This window comes from Kocuria sp. cx-455 (assembly GCF_057707085.1).
Genome location: NZ_JBYIPM010000005.1, coordinates 220,881 through 237,662 on the forward strand (window position 1 = coordinate 220,881; position 16,782 = coordinate 237,662).

The following is a 16,782-nucleotide window of genomic DNA, read 5'->3' on the forward strand; positions in this document are numbered from 1 at the left end:
CATCGTGAGCACGGCAGACTCCGGCGAGGGAAGCGACCTCGACCGGGTCGGCCGTAATTGGTCATCACCACCTCTCAAGTGGTGAACTACGGACCATGTCTCCGTTCCACCCGCCCCGCACGGCGCAGCCACGACGCCCCGAGCCGCAACCGCCCACCGATTCCCCCGAGGTGCTCGTGCAACGCAGCGCTCGCCGGAAGAAAACGGTCAGCGCCCATTTCAGCGGAGACACAGTAATCCTGGCCGTTCCGCAGTCGGCCACCCGCCGCGAGGTGGAACAGTGGAAAACCACTCTGGTCCCCGAAATCGTGGCCAAACGGGATCGGGCCCGGCAGAACGCCCGGCGGCGCGGCACGGATGAGGCCCTGTGGCGCATGGCCCGGGAACTGTCGGCCACCTATCTGAACGGCCAGGCGCAACCCACCCAGGTGAAATGGTCCTCGCGGCAGAACACCCGCTGGGGGTCGGCAACTCCCAGCACCGGCGTGATCAGGATTTCCACTCGACTGGCCACCGCGCCGGACTGGGTGCTGGAAACCGTGGTGCTCCACGAACTGGTGCACTTGCTGGAGGCCCAGCACAATGACCGGTTCTGGTCGCTGGCCCGCAAGCACCCCAGAGCCAACGACGCCGCCCAGTTCCTGGACGGCGTCGCGTGGGCGGACGCCAACCCCCGCGAGGGGTCGGCAGCCACCAATTAATCCTTCGGGGTGTCTCCGGGCTCCTCCGGCGCATCGTCCCCGGAGTCAGTGGGACCGTCGGAATCACCCGGCCCGTTCGCCTCGGAGGAGTCGGGGCCGGCGGAAGAATCGGAGTCCTCGGCCGCGGGGCCACCCTCGGAGTCCTCGTAACCGCCGGAGAGCAACTTGGCCAGCGCGGCGTCCATTTCGTCATCGCTGGCGGTCAGCAGGCCCCGGCGCTGTTCGAAACCCTCGGGATCATCGAGGTCTTCGTTGCTGGGCAGTAGTTCCGCAGACTCCCACAGCCCGTCTCGTTCCTCGATGCCGCGCTTGCCCTCCACATGCTCCCAGAACGCGGCGGCCTCGCGCATCCGGCGCGGGCGCAATTCGAGGCCGACGAGCGAGCCGAAGGTGCGTTCGGCGGGGCCACCCTCGGCGCGGCGTCGTGACATCATCTCGGTCAGCGCCGCAGCGGAAGGGATGTTGGCGGTCGAGGCCACGGTGACGCGCGTGACCCAACCCTCGATCAGCGCCAGCACGGTTTCCAGGCGCGCCAGGGTGGCTTCCTGGTCCGGCGTCATTTGCGGGCTGAACACGCCGGACGCCAGGGCGTCCTGGATGCCGGACGGGTCCATGGGATCCAGATCCTGCGCAATGCTCTCGATGCGGTCCATGTCGATGTGAATGCCGGCGGCGAACGAGGTGATCAGTCCCAACACGTGCTCGCGCAGCCACGGAGCACCGTGGAACAACCGGACGTGAGCGGCCTCGCGGATGCCCAGGTACAGCATCACGTCGGTTGCGGGCAGCTCCAGCCCCTCGCTGAATTCGGCGATGTTGGACGGGACCAGTGCCGAGCGGTCCTTGGACAGCGGTAGGCCCACGTCCGTGGAGGACACGACCTCGCAGGACAATGCGCCCACTGCCTGACCCAGCTGCATGCCGAACAACATGGAACCCGCGCCGAACAGCATCCCTGATAGGTCCGCGCCGCCCATGGCCTGAGACAGCTCGGGTGGCAGCTGCTTGGTCATGGCCTCGGTCATCGCGTTGGACACCGACGCCGCCACCGGCGTGGTCATTTCCTTCCACGTCTGCGCGGTGGCCTCGATCCACTCAGCACGCGACCAGGCCGCGGGCAGGGTGCTGGGCTCGGTGAAAGCCGTATTGGGCGTGAGCCACAGCTCGGCAAGTTTCATGGCGTCGTCCACGGCGCCCTTCTGCTGACCGGTCACCGACGGATCGCCTTGTTGCGAGGCGACCTGCCGGGCGTGGTTGCGCGCCAGCTCCCAGTTCACGGGCTCATCGGTTCCGCCGGAGCTCATCATGGACTGGATCTGCTGGAACATCATGGACATCGCCTGCGGGTTCACGGGCATTCCACCGGGCGTGTTCTCGCCCGACATTCCCTGGGATCCGAGCAGACGTTCGAACATCTCCTGGAACGGATCCTTCGGGTTGTCGCCGTTCTCGTCACGAGGAGGGTTCGAACTCATGGGTACCGCCAATCGGGTGGGAAAAAAGGATTCGATTAAGCCTATCGGCAGGGCCCTGGGAGTACCACCGGGGCGGGCCCACAATTCGCTGCCAGCTCACGGACCGGCCGCGCGCAGCCGCTGGGTGCCCCGCCGGTGCATGCCGACGCCGCGCACCCGGCCGGGCGGCGTCGTCACCGGCACATGCCGGCCGGGGTGCGGCGGGGCCGGTTCCCAGGGGAGGCGCGTACGCTATGACGGTCCTGACAGCGGTGAGAGGAGCGCGCGTGCGCAACACTGACGGCACCACGCGGTGGTCGCGATCGCGCAAGAAGCGATCCTTGGAATCGGTGAGCCTCATGGGCACCGCGGCCCTGTTGATCGCCGGTGTGCTGATACCCGCACCCTTCGTCATTGAATCCTCCGGCCCCACCTTCAACACGGTGGGACAGTTCGAGGACCGGGAGCTGGTACGCATCGACGGTGCGCAGACGTACCCGAGCAACGGCACACTGGACCTGACCACGGTGTACGTCAAGGGCGGTCCGTCCGGACACGTCAACGCGGTCAACGTACTCCTGGGTTGGCTGAACCCCTCGGACACCGTGCTGCCCCAGGACGCCCTGTACGACCCCACTCTCACGGGACAAGAGGTGGACGACTCCAATGCTGCGGCCATGGAGACCTCCCAGGAGGATTCGGTCGCGGCGGCACTGGACTACTTGGACAAGCCGTTCAAGACCACCCTCCAAGTGCACGCGAGTATTCCTGACACGCCCGCCGACGGTGTCCTGGAACCGGGAGACACCCTGGTGGCCATGAACTCCGACACCATCACGGACCTGGATCAGCTGCGTGACGGCCTGGACCAAGCGGGGGACAAGGGCGTGGACCTGACCGTCAAGCGCGGTGCTGAAACGGTGACCCGTCACGTGGACCTCACTCGCAGCGAGGACACGGGCAGGTGGCAACTGGGCGTGTACTTGATTCCCGAGTACGAGTTCCCGCTCACGGTCGATTTCGAACTCGACCAGGTCGGCGGGCCGAGCGCGGGCATGATGTTCGCCCTGGGTGTGATCGAGGAGTTGACCCCCGGATCCATGGTGGGCTCCGAACACGTGGCCGGCACCGGAACCATCACCCCGCAGGGCGAGGTCGGTCCGATCGGAGGCATCAGACAAAAACTCCAAGGCGCGGCGGACGCCGGTGCCCGCTACTTCCTGGCACCGAGCGGGAACTGTAACGAGGTCACGGGGTACGTCCCGGACGGCCTGGACGTGATCGAGGTGGAGAACCTCGGCGAAGCGGTCAACGCGGTGGAACAAGCGGCCGCGGGCAATGTTTCCGCCCTCCCCAGTTGCGGTACCAGATGACACCCCCGGGGAGTGTAATTGCACGTGCTCTGACCACCCCGCAGAATAGTCTTGACTTTTACTCACTCACAGATCATTTTCATCAGCGCAGGAAGCTCAGAGGTAATCAGTGACCGCCGGATCTGCTGCCCCACGTCCATCCAGAACCTCCTCGGGAGGCCGCCAAAAACGCGGAGCATTGATTCCTACGGTGATTGCGGTGGTCGTTCTGATTGCCGCCTTCGTGGGCTTCACGCAGGTATACACCAATATCCTCTGGTACGACCAGCTCGGATACCTGCGTGTGTTCGTCACGCAGAACATCACGGTGATCAGCCTGTTCATCATCTCGGCGCTGGTCGTGGCCGGTCTGATGTTCCTGAGCCTGTGGCTGGCATACAGGTCCCGGCCCAAACAGAACGCGGCCCAGACCACGGACACCATGCGCAAGTATCAGCAAGCGCTGGATCCCGTACGCAAGATCGTCATGATCGCCGTTCCGCTGATCTTCGGCTTGTTCGCCGCCTCCACCATTGCCACCCAATGGCAGACCGTTGCTCTGTTCTTCAATCAGGAACCGTTCGGTCAGACCGACCCGCAGTTCAACCTGGACCTGAGCTTCTACGTCTTCACCCTGCCGTTCCTGCGGCTGCTTCTGGGCTTTCTGGTCACCGCCTTGCTGCTGGCCGGTGTGGCCGGTCTGCTCATGCATTACGTCTATGGCGGTATTCGCCTGCATGAGCGCGGTATCGACTCCACGCGAGCCGCGCGGGTCCAGTTGGGTTCGATCGCGGCGGCGTTCCTCGCGCTGCAGGCCGTGAACTTCTGGCTGGATCGTTACTCCACCCTGACCTCGAACTCGGGTAAGTGGACCGGCGCGCTCTACACGGACGTGGAAGCCGTCATCCCCACCAAGGGCATCCTGGCCATTGCGGCGTTGCTGGTGGCCATCCTCTTTGTCGTGGCCGGTTTCATCGGCCGCTGGAGGCTCCCGCTGATCGGTGCGGCCATGCTGGTGGTGGTGGCCGTAGTGGCCGGTGGCCTGTACCCGTGGGCCGTCCAGCGCTTCCAGGTGACCCCCACCGAGCAGGCGCTGGAAAACGAATACATCCAGCGAAACATCAACATGACCCGGCAGGCCTACGGCCTGGACGACACCGAGGTCACTCCTTACGACGCCACGACCCAGACCGAGCAGGGTGCGTTGCGTGAGGACACCGAGACCACCTCGAACATCCGTTTGCTGGATCCCAACGTGGTGTCCTCCGCGTTCGCGCAGCTCCAGCAGTTCCGCCCGTACTACCAGTTCCCGGACATGTTGAACGTGGACCGCTACGAGATCGACGGTGAAGTGCAGGACACCGTGATCTCCACCCGCGAACTCAACCCGGACCAGATCGACGGCTGGTACAACCAGGCCGTGGTCTACACCCACGGTTACGGTGTGGTCGCAGCGTACGGGTCCCAGGTCCAGGCGGACGGTAAGCCCGAGTTCATGCAGTCCGGGATTCCCTCCACCGGCGAGATCTCGGACAGCTACGAGCCGCGGATCTACTTCGGTGAAAACTCGCCGCAATACTCCATCGTGGGTGGTTCCGAGGGCGACGCGCCGCTCGAGCTCGATCGCCCCCAGACCAACGACGACGACGCCGGCGACGCCAAGACCACGTTCGGCGGTAACGGCGGGCCCGGCGTGGGCAACTGGTTCAACCGCCTGGCCTACTCGATCAAGTTCCAGTCCACGGACATGTTGCTCTCGGATGCCGTGCGAGACGAGTCGCAGATCCTTTACGACCGCAACCCGCGTGAGCGAGTGGAAAAGGTCGCTCCGTACCTGACGGTCGACGGCAACCCGTACCCGGCCATCGTGGATGACAAGGTCGTGTGGATCGTGGACGCATACACCACGGCCACCTCGTACCCGTATTCCACGCCGTCCGTGCTGCAGGACGCCACGCAGGACACCCAAACGGCCCAGGGCGCCGCGGCCACGCTGCCCCCGGAGCGCGTGAACTACATTCGCAACTCGGTCAAGGCCACCGTGAACGCCTACGACGGTTCCGTGGACCTGTACGCCTGGGACGACCAGGACCCGGTCCTGAAGTCCTGGCAGAAGGTCTTCCCCGAGACCATCAAGCCGTACTCGGAGATGTCCGCGGACCTCATGGCCCACGTGCGCTATCCCGAGGACATGTTCAAGGTGCAGCGTGAACTGCTCAACCGCTACCACGTGACCAACGCGAACAGCTTCTACGCCAACGACGACGTGTGGTCCGTTCCCAACGACCCCACCCAGCAGGACCGCGACGTGGCCCAGCCCCCGTATTACCTGTCGATGCGCATGCCGGGTGAGGACCAGGCCAACTTTTCCCTGACCACGTCCTTCATTCCCCAGCAGAACGAAACGGGCAACACCCGCAACGTGATGTACGGCTACCTCTCCGCCAACGCGGATGCCGGAACGGGCAAGGACGGCGTGAAGTCCGAGGACTACGGCAAATTGCGGTTGCTCGAGCTGCCGCGTTCGTCCGTGGTGCCGGGCCCGGGTCAGGCGCAAAACGTGTTCAACTCTGACACTGACGTGTCCACGGAGCTGAACCTGCTGCGACAGGGCGCCTCCGAGGTCATCAACGGCAACCTGCTGACGCTGCCCGCCGGCGGCGGCATGCTGTACGTGCAGCCGGTCTACGTGCAGTCCTCCGGCGACGCCGCGTACCCCACGCTTCGTCGCGTGCTCGTGGGCTTCGGCGAGGACGTGGGCTTCGCCCCCACGCTCGAGCAAGCTCTCGACGAGGTCTTCGGTGGCGACTCCGGCGCCACCACCGCGAACGGCGCGGGTGTCAGTGAGGCCGAGGCACGCGAGGCGCAGGGCGATAGCGCGGAGGGTGGTGCGACCGGTAACGAGCAGGACGGTGCCTCCGCGAGCCCGTCACCATCGCCTTCGGGTTCGGCTCCGGCGCCGCGCTCCTCGTCCCTGCAGGAGGCCCTCGACAACGCGAACACGGCCATGCAGGAAGCCGATCAGGCTCGCCGCGACGGCAACTGGGCCGAGTACGGTGAGGCTCAGGAGCGTCTGCAGCAGGCCATCGACGAGGCCCTGGAACAGGACGGCGCCACCGGCTGAACCGGCTGAGACGCCGCGGCAGGGCCGCTCTCGCGACGGGGCGTTCATCCCACCGGATGGGCGCCCCGTCGCATGCCGTTCCGCGAGCGGGGGCCTGCACCGGATTCCTGACATGACCGGGAGGCGCTTTCCCGGGTCAGCAAGAGTATTATCGTGGCACCGCAGCGAATTGCACCGGAACGGTTTGCGATTACAGGAAGTGGTCATCATGCCAGTTCCCCCCGGATCCACCACCTCACAGGGGATCGGGCGGCGCAGCCCTGCTTCCCACTCCCATGAGGTTTCCCCGCACCTCCAGCTACCCCCATCCGCCATCCCGGTCCGGTCGTCCTTCATGAAACTGTGGACGGATGCCCTGGGGCGAGCTGCGGTACGGGGTGTGCAGCTGCTCGTGCTCATCGCCGTGGCAGCGGTGGTCTTCTACGTGCTTGTGGCGGTGAAGGTCGTGGTGCTCGCTGTGCTGGTGGCCCTCATCCTGGCCTCGGCGGTGCGCCCCCTCGTCTCCGCCCTGGAGCGCCACGGCTGGCACAGTGCCCCGGCCGCAGCGGTGGTGTTCCTGTCGCTGCTGTTGCTGCTCGGCGGGGTGGTCACCGGGGTCGTGCTCGGTGTCCGCGGGTCGTTGCCCGATCTCACGGCCGCCGCGGCCTCCGGGTGGCGCCAACTGCAGGACCTCGTGCACGGCGGCCCGCTTCCGGTGCCGCTCGACCCGGGCACGGTCAACGACGCTCTCTCCCAGGTCGGTGACTACCTCAAGAGCGCCACGGCCCGCAACAGCGCGATCACCGGGCTGTCGGTGGCAGCGGAGGTACTCACGGGGACCGTGCTGATGGTGATCGTGCTGTTCTTCTTCCTCAAGGACGGCCCGCGCCTGTGGGCCTTCGTGCTGCGCTGGTTCCGTGGCAGCACACGGGCCCGGCTGGCCGAGTCCGGCGACCGGGCCGTGGGCATCCTGGGCGGTTACGTCCGCGGGATTTCGCTGATTGCCACGGTGGACGCCGTCCTGATCGGCATCGGGCTCCTCATCGTGGGGGTGCCGCTGGTGATCCCGCTGACCGTGGTGATGTTCCTCAGCGCTTACGTGCCGATCGTGGGGGCCATCACGGCCGGAGCCGTGGCCGCACTGGTCGCGCTGGTGGCCAAGGGCCCGCTCGCGGCGCTGATCGTGGTGGGCGTGGTCTTCGTGGTCCACCACGTGGAGGGCTACTTCCTGCACCCGGTGGTGATGGGGCACACCCTGAGCCTGCACGGGCTGGTGGTGTTGCTCGTGCTCGCCGCCGGCTCCATCCTGGGCGGGGTGGCCGGCGCGGTGCTGGCGGTTCCCCTCACCGCCGTGGGATGGGGTGTGCTGCAAGTGTGGACCGACCGCTACCAGTCCGGGGACGATCCGGTGCTGGGGCCAGACCCTGTCCACCGCGGAAAGGGGGTGGCCGAGCGCGTCAGCCGCGCCCAGCGGTGGAAGTACCAGCTGATGCGCCGCCAGGCCCGCCCGCCCCGCGCCGCCGCCCCGACCGAGCACGACGGGACTCCCGGCGCCTGACCGCCGCGGCCCCTCGCTGCGCGGGGACTTTCCTGAGTCTGGTCGTGGATTTGCACGGTGTGTAGGAGGGACGTATAGTTTTATTCATCGCCGCGGGGTGGAGCAGTTCGGTAGCTCGCTGGGCTCATAACCCAGAGGTCGCAAGTTCAAATCTTGCCCCCGCAACTGAATCAACGCAATCCCCGGTCAGCACAGCTGGCCGGGGATTTTGCATTGCCATGTGGGGGACAAACTGCGGGTGGGTGTGGTTCCTTTGGACCACAGTGGCCCGTGGGCCACCCTTGGGGCCGGTGGACTGGGCTAGTTTGACGCCATGGGAGTTCCAGAGACATTGGTATCGCTGAGGAGGCACCGCTGGGCGCGGTTGGCCCTTTTACCTCTCAACCTGTCCATTCCGGCCCAGGTGGAGATCGGGAACGAATTCCGGCTCCTGCACTACGGAATGGGCACGGTGATCTACCCGGAGGTGAGTATCGGTGATCGCGTGCGGATTTATCATCAGGTCACCGTGGGCCGAAAGGATGCCCACCTGCCCCGTGCGCATTCCCGGTTCGAGTGGCTGAGCATCGAGGACGACGTCGTGTTGTTTCCCGGCTGCAAGGTGCTGGGCGGCGATGGCGTGACCACCATTGGTCGCGGCACCTTGGTGGGTGCCAATGCCGTGCTCATGAACTCGACCGGTGAGAACGAGATTTGGGCCGGTAACCCGGCTCGCCTCGTCGGGCACCGCAAGGACCTGACCCGATCCGGAACCGCCACGGGCGCCGACGCCGAGACGGAGACCGCGTGGGCACCGGCGAACGCATGAAGGGCGGCCCCGCAGCGATGCGCGGAGCCGCCCTTCGGGCCACAACGCCGGTGGCGTCGGGAGGTACCAGAGACGGGGCGGGTGATCTGGTGCCTCGGTGCGGCACAGAGGGGAGCGTGTCCGCCCCTTAGATTTCCTCGGCGGAGACGATCTTCTCGCCGTCCTTGTTGCCCTGCCCGGCCTTGAGTGCGGCCAGTCGTGCCTCGATCTCGGTCTGCTGGCCCATGTCCTCGAGCGCTTCGAACTGACGATCCAGCGAGGAGTCGGCCAGTTCCTGCTGACCGGCCACGCGAGCTTCCTCGCGGCGGATCTTGTCCTCGAAACGGGAGACCTCGCTCGTGGGATCCATGATGTCGAAAGACTTCAGGGAATCCTGCACCTGGGCCTGAGCCTGCACGGTCTTTTGACGCGCGTTGAGCTCGTCGCGCTTGGCGGAGAGCTCCTGGAGCTTCCCGCGCATAGTGTTGAGCCCACCCTTGAGCTTGTCGACCACTTCGGTCTGCGAGGCGATCTGCGGCTCGGCCGCCTTGGCCTCGGACTCGGACTGGATTTGCCGCTGCAGGGCGACCTTGGCCAGGTTGTCGAACTTCTCGGCCTCGCCGGATTTACCTGCTCCGCGGAATTCTTCGGCCTTATTGGATGCGGCCAAGGCCTTGGAACCCCACTGCTGGGCCTCCTGGAGGTCCTCGGCGTGGTCCTTTTCCAGCAAGCGTAGGTTACCAATGGTTTGGGCCACCGCCGCTTCAGCTTCGCGGATGTTCTCGGTGTAGTCGCGCACCATTTGATCCAGCATTTTCTGCGGGTCCTCGGCGGAATCGATCAAGGAATTGATGTTGGCCTTGGCCAACTGGGCAATGCGCCCGAAGATGGACTGCTTCATCATGGTGTACTCCCTTGTTGTTGGAACTATCTGTGATCTGGACGTTTTCGTTCAGCGTGCAGGACGGCGGGCGGTCTGCGGAACAACTGCCGGGAGGAATTCTCGGACAGCTGACAGTACCGGTCAGAAATTGCCACCGATGTCGAAACCGCCTCCGCCGCCTCCGCCGAAGCCACCTCCGAAACCGCCGCCCCCCATGCTGCCGCCACCGAATCCTCCGCCGCCTCCGCCGCCGAGGATGCCGCCCAGCAGGATGCCACCGAGCATGGCACCGCCCATTCCGTTACTGCGTCGGCCCATTCCGCCGTATCCGCCGTACCCTCCGGGGTAGCTGAACCGATCGACGTCGCTCTGGGCAGCGCGCTGCGCCCCGTCGGCCAGTCGGATGGCCTGGTTGGCTTCGTTCAGGGCGCGGACGGGGTCGGAGTTCTGCAGCTGCTGAGCCGCGTCCAAGTGCCGTTCGGCTTCCGAGAGTTGCGTGCGGGCCTCGGACCCCACACCACCGCGGCGGGCCCAGATGTACTCGCCCGCGGTGGAGAGACTGGCTTGCGCGCTGACTAGAGTGTGCGCGAGAGTTTCCCGGGCGGAGCGGGCCCGGTCGTTCTGGGTGCGCACCGCGGCCAGTCCCTTGTCGAGTTCGTCCTTGGCCTCGGCGAGTCGGCGGGTGGAGCCCACGGGATCGTAGCGGCCGGACGCCATGTTCTGGGTGACGGTGCGAAGGACGGAGCGCACGCCCGCGGCGGCACCCGCCAATTCGGGGCGGGAGCCCTGTTCCACGAGACCCTCGGCCTCGGCCACATCACGCTGGGCAATGCTGACGGCGTCCTTGAGGGACTCCTCTGCCCGGTTCAGGTCCCGTTGTGCGTGCTCCACCGATGCCACGAGACCCTGGGCCTGACCCACGGCTTCCTCGGCGGCGCGGATGTCCAGTACGGCCTCGGACGGGTTGTTGGCCTCCAGCGCGGCATGAGCCTCCGCGATGGCCGTGCCCGCGAATTCGAGGCGATCGCGCGCCTGCTCCCCGTTGTCGCGCACGGGGGCCAGGGCGGCGTCGTCGTAGTCGGCGGCCAATGACACGAGGAGTTTCTCGGCCTCGTTGAGGCGAGGTTGCGTGTTCCCCAGTTCGGTTTCCACCGCTTGCAATGCCTCAGGGGCGCGCGTTTCCAGCTGGCGCAGGTCCGCGAAGCTGCGTTCCTGTTCGGCCAGGGGCGCGCGGGCCTTCTGGGTGCGATCGATGATCTCGCCCAGCCAGGCGCGCTGGTCCGCCTCGGTGTCCGGGATGTGGTCTTCAAGTTTCTTCTGCAGCTCGAAGGAGGCACGCATGTGCTCCTTGGCCTGCGCGAGGGCCGTTTCGAACGGCTTGGTCTGCTCCGTGCCGTACTGCAATTGCGCGAACTGCAGTTCCTGTTCGGAATGTTGAATGGCGTTGTCCGCCTCGACCAGGCTCGCACCCGCGCGCTTGCGCAGTTCCGGGAGCGGGACCAGGGGCCGCTGCGGGGGAGTGTTAGGCCGCCCCGCCGGCACGCCGCCCTGCTGCGATCGGTTGCGGCCGCGACGTCGCTTGCCCATCAGTGCTGCGACGCCCACGCCCGCGGCGGCGATCCCGCCCAGCACAACGATGCTGCCGACCACTCCGCCCACACCGTCGATGCTGATGCCGCCCAGCTCGCTGTTGATGCCGTCCACGGCACCCATGGCGGCGCCGTCCCAATCGCTGTTGCGCAGGGCGGGAACGACGTTGTTGCTATAGATGTCCTGGACCTGGGACTGGCTCAGAGGCCCGGAGTTGCCCGCGTACATGCGTGCCTGGCGAGAACCGGTGGCCACAGCCAACACGGCGTCATTGCTGCCGAAACCATTGGCCTCCGCGAATTGCTGGATCCAGTCGGAGGGATTCGAGGGATCCGTGAATTCATCGACCATGACCACGTAGAGGGTCACGTTGTGCTCGCTGGCGACCTGGTCGATGCCCTCTTGCAGCTGGGACTCATTACTCAGCGCGTTGGCCGAATCCACAATGCGAGTTCCGGGATCCACCGTGGCCGGGGGCTCGGCGAAGGCCGGCTGGGCCGAGACCGACAACGCAATGCACGCGCCCGCGGTCGCTATGGTCCGACGAATTGAGCTTGCACGGCTCATGATCCTCATTTCCTCGAGCGACTACCACGGGTAACAGTACGCAGTGTGCCGGGCAACCGGACGGCTACTTCGCTGAAAGCCTACGCCGCGCCCGTGTGTGCGTCACGTGATCAGGGATCATGGGGACACCGTTCAGGCAATCTTCACAGATACCCCAGCTCATTCAGCCACGACTCAGTGCAGGGCACCATACTGGGGCTCAGAGAACGCCGGTGCCACCATTGGTACCCACTGTTGAGGAGCACACATGAACGACCCGCACGAGCCGCGCCCGGGGAATGACCCCCAGCGTTCCGTACCCCAGTACGGCGAGTACACGGGGGGAGCGGAACGAACCCCGAACGGATATCAGAGCCGCCAAGACGGCGGGTGGCAGAACCAGTACACCGAGCCGCTTTCCCGTGCGGGCGAACCTGCCCAGGGGCACCACGGCTCGCAGGGGGCGACCATGACGCAGGCGCCGCCCCGGCACAAGAAGTTTTCCGGTGGGGCCATGATTGCGGGCATGTTGTTGGCCGGGCTGATCGGCGCCGGAGCGGCCGTTGGGACGGACGCCCTCAACGACAACGGATCGGGCATGAGCGGTACCGGCAACACGTCACCGGTCATCGTCAATGACACCGATTCGGTCAACTCCACCACCGCGGCGACCCAGAAGGCGTCACCGTCCGTGGTCACCATTTCCGCAACCGGCAACAATGAGCAGGGCACGGGCTCCGGCGTGGTGATCGATGATCAGGGCCACATCGTGACCAACACGCACGTGGTCACCCTGGACGGTACGGCTTCCAACGCGACCATCGAGGTACAGTCCTCGGACGGTTCGGTGCGTTCGGCGGAGATCGTGGGCACGGACCCGCAATCGGACCTCGCCGTGCTGAAGGTTGACCCGCAGGGTCTGACACCCGCTGAATTCGCCGATTCGGATCAGCTCAACGTGGGGGACACCGCCATCGCCATCGGCGCGCCGCTGGGGTTGTCCGGGACCGTCACGGACGGGATTGTCTCCACCCTGAACCGCACCATTTCCGTGGCCTCATCCGCAGCACCCGACACCCCGGCCGAATCGGAGGAGAGTCCCGGCGGCCCGCAGGACTTCTTCTTCAACTTCCCGGACAACGGCGAGTCCGGTTCTCAGCAGGCCCAGTCCTCGGTGTACCTCAACGTGATTCAGACCGACGCCGCCATTAACCCGGGTAACTCGGGTGGCCCGCTCATCGATTCCGAGGGCAAGGTCATCGGCGTCAACGTGGCCATCGCCTCCGCCGCGGGATCCTCCGACACCGCGGCCGGCAGCATCGGCGTGGGTTTTTCCATCCCGTCCAACACCGCCAAGCGGGTTGCCCAGGAAATCATTGACAACGGCACGGCCACCCACGGGTACCTGGGCGCGTCCGTCTCCGCCAATACGGAGTCCTCGGACGCGTCCGGGCAGTTCTCCAGCGGCGCTCGCGTGCGCAGTGTGGAATCGGGCTCACCCGCAGACGACGCCGGCTTGCGCGCGGACGACGTGGTGACGGAGTTCAACGGTAAGCGCATCGAGGACGCGGACGCACTGACCGCCACCGTGCGGGAGCTCGCCGCCGGGAGTGAGGCCGAGATGACCTACATTCGTAACGGTAACGAGGAAACGACCAAGATCACCGTGTCGGACGCCGCCGAGCAGGGGTGATTCACACGCCCTCGGGGAACCCCATCTGTCGCCAGGCCTCGTACATGGCAATCGATGCCGAATTGGCCAGGTTGAGTGAGCGCCGACCCGGGAGCATGGGGATCCGGACACGTTCGGTGACGTGCGGATCGTGGAGCACCTCGTCCGGCAAGCCGGTGGATTCCCGGCCGAACAGCAGTACGTCCCCGTCCTGGTAGCTGACGTCCGTGTGCCGCACGTCTGAGTGTGACGTGAACGCGAAGACCCTGGCAGCACCGAGTTTCTGCCACGCGTCATCGATGCAGGGATGGACATCCATGACCGCGAGGTCGTGGTAGTCCAGGCCCGCCCGACGTAAGTGGGCGTCGCTGAAGTTGAAACCCAATGGCTCAACCAGGTGCAACCGGGCGCCGGTGCATGCGGCCAGGCGAATGGCGTTTCCCGTGTTGCCGGGGATTTCCGGGGTGTGAAAAAGGATGTGCAGCATAGGGGCGATTCTAAGTGTGCGCGGAGGAACACGCGGGTAGCTGTTCCCCACGGGCCGCGTGGTCCACGGAGGCTTCCGTCACAGCCAAGAATTCGGATCGGATCTAGAATGACGCGCATGTCCGAACACGTCTACATGGATCATGCCGCCACCACCGACATGCTGCCCGAGGCCCTGGAGGCATTCACGGAACAGGTGCGCCGCGGTGGTAATCCCGCGTCCCTGCACGCGGGCGGGCGATCCGCTCGCATGGCGTTGGAGATCGGACGTGAGCAGGTCGCCCTGGCGATGGGCGCGGAACCCGTGGAGCTCATCCTGACCTCCGGTGGGACCGAGGCGGACAACATGGGCATCCTGGGTCTCTACCGCGCGCGCCGCGCCGCCGACCCGAGGCGGACCGTGGTGGTGTTGAGCCCCGTGGAACACCACGCGGTCACGGAAACGGCGCAGTGGCTCGCGAAACACGAGGGCGCCCAGCTCGAGTGGCTGCCCGTGGACGAGACTGGTCGCGTGTTACCCGGAGCGCTCCGGGAGACACTCGAGCGCGGTGCTGACCGGGTGGCGCTGGTGACCGTCATGTGGGCCAACAACGAGGTGGGCACCGTGCAGCCGATCGCCGAGGTCGGTGAGATCTGCGCGTCCTTCGACGTACCTTTGCACGTGGACGCGGTCCAAGCCTTCGGGTCCATCCCCGTGGACGCTCATCTGCGCGGAATCAGCACGCTCGCGGTCTCGGCGCACAAACTCGGTGGCCCGGTGGGCGTGGGCGCCTTGTACGCCCCGCGCACCGTGAAACTCGAACCTTCCAGCTACGGCGGGGGACAGGAACGAGACGTGCGCTCGGGAACGGTCAACGCCGCCGGAGCGGCCGCATTCGGGGCCGCGGTGGAAACAGTGGTGACCCATCAGCCCACCGAGATCGCTCGCCTGGCCCGCTTGCGCGATCGACTCGTGGAAGGGATCCGCCGCGAAGTCCCCGACGCCGTGCTGCGCGGCGCCGCGCCCGCGGCCCCCGAGCGCGAGGCCGAGCATCCCGTCCGGTTGCCGGGCAACGCCCACTTCACGTTCCCCGGGTGCGAGGGCGACTCCATCCTGTTCCTCTTCGACGCCGCGGGCGTGGCCACATCCACGGGCTCCGCGTGCAATGCGGGGGTTCCGCGGCCCTCCCACGTGCTACTGGCCATGGGAGTCGACGAGGAAACGGCCCGCGGAGCCCAGCGGTTCTCCCTGGGCCACGGGACCACGCCCGAAGATGTGGACACGGTGATTGCGGCCATGGCTGACGTCTACTCCCGCGCTCGGGCGGCGGGGCTGTCCGGCCATGTGCCCACCACAGGTTCGCGCTGACTTCATTCTCGGCGACCGCGCTGCGGTAGGAGCCCGGGGGCGATGCTGACAACGGCGCGGGGGTTGGGGAATAGAAGCGCGTCACCCATCGTTGATTAAACGATTTCTGCAAGCTTTGATCATCAATTTAGTGGAGGCAGTTCCGTGCGGGTTTTGGCAGCGATGAGTGGTGGAGTGGACTCCGCCGTGGCCGCAGCGCGTGCCGTGGACGCGGGGCACCAGGTCACCGGCGTACACCTGGCCCTGTCCCGCACCCCGGGAACCCTGCGCACGGGCGCTCGCGGTTGCTGCACGATCGAGGATTCCCGGGACGCGTGGCGTGCCGCGGAAAAATTGGGCATCCCGTACTACGTGTGGGACTTCTCCGAACGTTTCCAGGCGGACGTCGTGGAGGACTTCATCTCCGAATACGCCGCCGGGCGCACCCCCAACCCGTGCATGCGCTGCAACGAGAAGATCAAGTTCGCGGCCCTTCTCGAAAAGGCGCTCGCACTGGGTTTCGACGCCGTGTGCACCGGTCACTACGCCAAGGTCGTGGCGGACGATCACGGGCACAAGGAGTTGCACCGGGCGGCCGATTGGGCCAAGGACCAGTCCTATGTGCTGGGCGTGCTCACCGCCGAGCAGCTGGACCATGCGATCTTCCCCCTGGCCGAGACGCCGTCCAAGGCCGAGGTGCGGGCGGAGGCCGAGGCGCGCGGGCTCACGGTGGCCAACAAACCCGATTCCCACGACATCTGTTTCATTCCCGACGGTGACACCCGCGGGTGGCTCGAGGACCACATGGAACTCACCCCCGGCCGCATCATCGATTCCGAGGGCGATGAACTCGGCGAGCACCGCGGCGCGCAGGCCTACACCGTGGGCCAGCGCAAGGGCCTGCGGATCGGCACTCCCGCCCCCGACGGCAAGCCCCGCTTCGTGCTCGAGATCCGACCCAAGACCAACGAGGTGGTCGTGGGACCCGAAGCACTGTTGGCGATCGACGTCATGGAGGGCATCCGACCCTCATGGGCGGGTCTGCCGCCGGTCGAGGTGAGGAACCTGCCCGTGGGCCAAGGAACCAGCGGCACCTTTGACGTGCAGGTCCAGGTGCGAGCCCACGGCGATCCCGCGGACGCCGTGGCCTGGCTGACGCGTACCCACGGCGAGGACCGACTCAACGTGCGGTTGCGACAGGCTCAGCGCGGCGTGGCCCCGGGACAGACCATGGTCGTCTACCAGGGCACCCGGGTGCTCGGACAGGCAACCATCGACGCCGCATACGCGGATCGTGCGACCGCGGTGGCCAACGCCCACTAA

The 16,782-nt window shown here is 66.3% G+C and carries 12 protein-coding genes and 1 tRNA gene; 9 read left to right on the forward strand and 4 right to left on the reverse strand.

Annotated features, from left to right (window positions below; translation table 11 throughout):
* The first annotated feature begins 95 nt into the window (after positions 1 to 95).
* Positions 96 to 701: a M48 metallopeptidase family protein gene (locus tag AC3ENJ_RS09430; protein ID WP_431813840.1), complete on the forward strand. Its 606-nt coding sequence runs from the start codon at positions 96 to 98 to the stop codon at positions 699 to 701.
* Here AC3ENJ_RS09430 and AC3ENJ_RS09435 read toward each other — a convergent pair.
* Complete coding sequence (locus AC3ENJ_RS09435) at positions 698 to 2,176, reverse strand: zinc-dependent metalloprotease (protein WP_431813841.1); 1,479 nt, start codon at positions 2,174 to 2,176, stop codon at positions 698 to 700. The two genes, AC3ENJ_RS09430 and AC3ENJ_RS09435, sit on opposite strands and share 4 nt — an antisense overlap.
* A gap of 266 nt (positions 2,177 to 2,442) precedes the next feature.
* Between AC3ENJ_RS09435 and AC3ENJ_RS09440 the strand changes: the two genes are divergently transcribed.
* The 5 genes from AC3ENJ_RS09440 (at position 2,443) to AC3ENJ_RS09460 (ending at position 8,976) form a co-directional block, all read left to right on the forward strand.
* Positions 2,443 to 3,528 carry a YlbL family protein gene (locus tag AC3ENJ_RS09440; protein ID WP_308495835.1) on the forward strand — a complete coding sequence of 362 codons (1,086 nt, stop codon included), beginning with the start codon at positions 2,443 to 2,445 and terminating at the stop codon, positions 3,526 to 3,528.
* Positions 3,529 to 3,637: 109 nt separating this feature from the next.
* Positions 3,638 to 6,631 carry a UPF0182 family membrane protein gene (locus AC3ENJ_RS09445; RefSeq protein WP_190780051.1) on the forward strand — a complete coding sequence of 998 codons (2,994 nt, stop codon included), beginning with the start codon at positions 3,638 to 3,640 and terminating at the stop codon, positions 6,629 to 6,631.
* A 208-nt stretch (positions 6,632 to 6,839) separates the two neighbouring features.
* Positions 6,840 to 8,168, forward strand: a complete 1,329-nt coding sequence (locus AC3ENJ_RS09450) for an AI-2E family transporter (protein ID WP_431813842.1) — start codon at positions 6,840 to 6,842, stop codon at positions 8,166 to 8,168.
* A 91-nt stretch (positions 8,169 to 8,259) separates the two neighbouring features.
* A tRNA-Met gene (locus AC3ENJ_RS09455) sits at positions 8,260 to 8,333 on the forward strand.
* Positions 8,334 to 8,532: 199 nt separating this feature from the next.
* Positions 8,533 to 8,976: an LbetaH domain-containing protein gene (locus AC3ENJ_RS09460; protein WP_431813843.1), complete on the forward strand. Its 444-nt coding sequence runs from the start codon at positions 8,533 to 8,535 to the stop codon at positions 8,974 to 8,976.
* 127 nt (positions 8,977 to 9,103) lie between these two features.
* Here AC3ENJ_RS09460 and AC3ENJ_RS09465 read toward each other — a convergent pair whose 3' ends face one another.
* Both AC3ENJ_RS09465 and AC3ENJ_RS09470 read right to left on the reverse strand, forming a co-directional pair.
* Positions 9,104 to 9,859 carry a PspA/IM30 family protein gene (locus AC3ENJ_RS09465; RefSeq protein WP_190780054.1) on the reverse strand — a complete coding sequence of 252 codons (756 nt, stop codon included), beginning with the start codon at positions 9,857 to 9,859 and terminating at the stop codon, positions 9,104 to 9,106.
* Between the two features lie 120 nt (positions 9,860 to 9,979).
* On the reverse strand, positions 9,980 to 11,995 hold the full coding sequence (locus tag AC3ENJ_RS09470) for a TPM domain-containing protein (protein ID WP_431813844.1): 2,016 nt from the start codon (positions 11,993 to 11,995) through the stop codon (positions 9,980 to 9,982).
* Positions 11,996 to 12,242: 247 nt separating this feature from the next.
* Here AC3ENJ_RS09470 and AC3ENJ_RS09475 point away from each other — a divergent pair, with 247 nt between their 5' ends.
* A complete protein-coding gene (locus tag AC3ENJ_RS09475; protein ID WP_431813845.1) occupies positions 12,243 to 13,667 on the forward strand; it encodes a S1C family serine protease in 1,425 nt (474 codons plus the stop codon).
* Between the two features lies 1 nt (position 13,668).
* Here the strand turns inward: AC3ENJ_RS09475 and AC3ENJ_RS09480 are convergent, their stop codons facing one another.
* Positions 13,669 to 14,133 (reverse strand): tRNA (cytidine(34)-2'-O)-methyltransferase, encoded by a 465-nt coding sequence (locus AC3ENJ_RS09480; protein WP_190780057.1) that lies wholly within the window; start codon positions 14,131 to 14,133, stop codon positions 13,669 to 13,671.
* Positions 14,134 to 14,250: 117 nt separating this feature from the next.
* On the opposite strand from AC3ENJ_RS09480, the gene AC3ENJ_RS09485 reads away from it, so the two are divergent.
* Together AC3ENJ_RS09485 and mnmA are read left to right on the forward strand one after the other, a co-directional pair.
* On the forward strand, positions 14,251 to 15,480 hold the full coding sequence (locus AC3ENJ_RS09485) for a cysteine desulfurase family protein (RefSeq protein ID WP_431813846.1): 1,230 nt from the start codon (positions 14,251 to 14,253) through the stop codon (positions 15,478 to 15,480).
* A gap of 144 nt (positions 15,481 to 15,624) precedes the next feature.
* On the forward strand, positions 15,625 to 16,782 hold the full coding sequence (mnmA, locus tag AC3ENJ_RS09490; protein WP_431813847.1) for a tRNA 2-thiouridine(34) synthase MnmA: 1,158 nt from the start codon (positions 15,625 to 15,627) through the stop codon (positions 16,780 to 16,782).

Excerpts from the sequence above, each read along its gene's own strand:
- AC3ENJ_RS09430 (WP_431813840.1), top strand. The coding sequence starts at position 96 with ATGTCTCCGTTCCACCCGCCCCGCACGGCGCAGCCACGACGCCCCGAG.
- AC3ENJ_RS09435 (WP_431813841.1), bottom strand. The coding sequence starts at position 2,176 with ATGAGTTCGAACCCTCCTCGTGACGAGAACGGCGACAACCCGAAGGAT.
- AC3ENJ_RS09450 (WP_431813842.1), top strand. The coding sequence starts at position 6,840 with ATGCCAGTTCCCCCCGGATCCACCACCTCACAGGGGATCGGGCGGCGC.
- AC3ENJ_RS09465 (WP_190780054.1), bottom strand. The coding sequence starts at position 9,859 with ATGATGAAGCAGTCCATCTTCGGGCGCATTGCCCAGTTGGCCAAGGCC.
- AC3ENJ_RS09470 (WP_431813844.1), bottom strand. The coding sequence starts at position 11,995 with ATGAGCCGTGCAAGCTCAATTCGTCGGACCATAGCGACCGCGGGCGCG.
- AC3ENJ_RS09475 (WP_431813845.1), top strand. The coding sequence starts at position 12,243 with ATGAACGACCCGCACGAGCCGCGCCCGGGGAATGACCCCCAGCGTTCC.
- AC3ENJ_RS09480 (WP_190780057.1), bottom strand. The coding sequence starts at position 14,133 with ATGCTGCACATCCTTTTTCACACCCCGGAAATCCCCGGCAACACGGGA.
- AC3ENJ_RS09485 (WP_431813846.1), top strand. The coding sequence starts at position 14,251 with ATGTCCGAACACGTCTACATGGATCATGCCGCCACCACCGACATGCTG.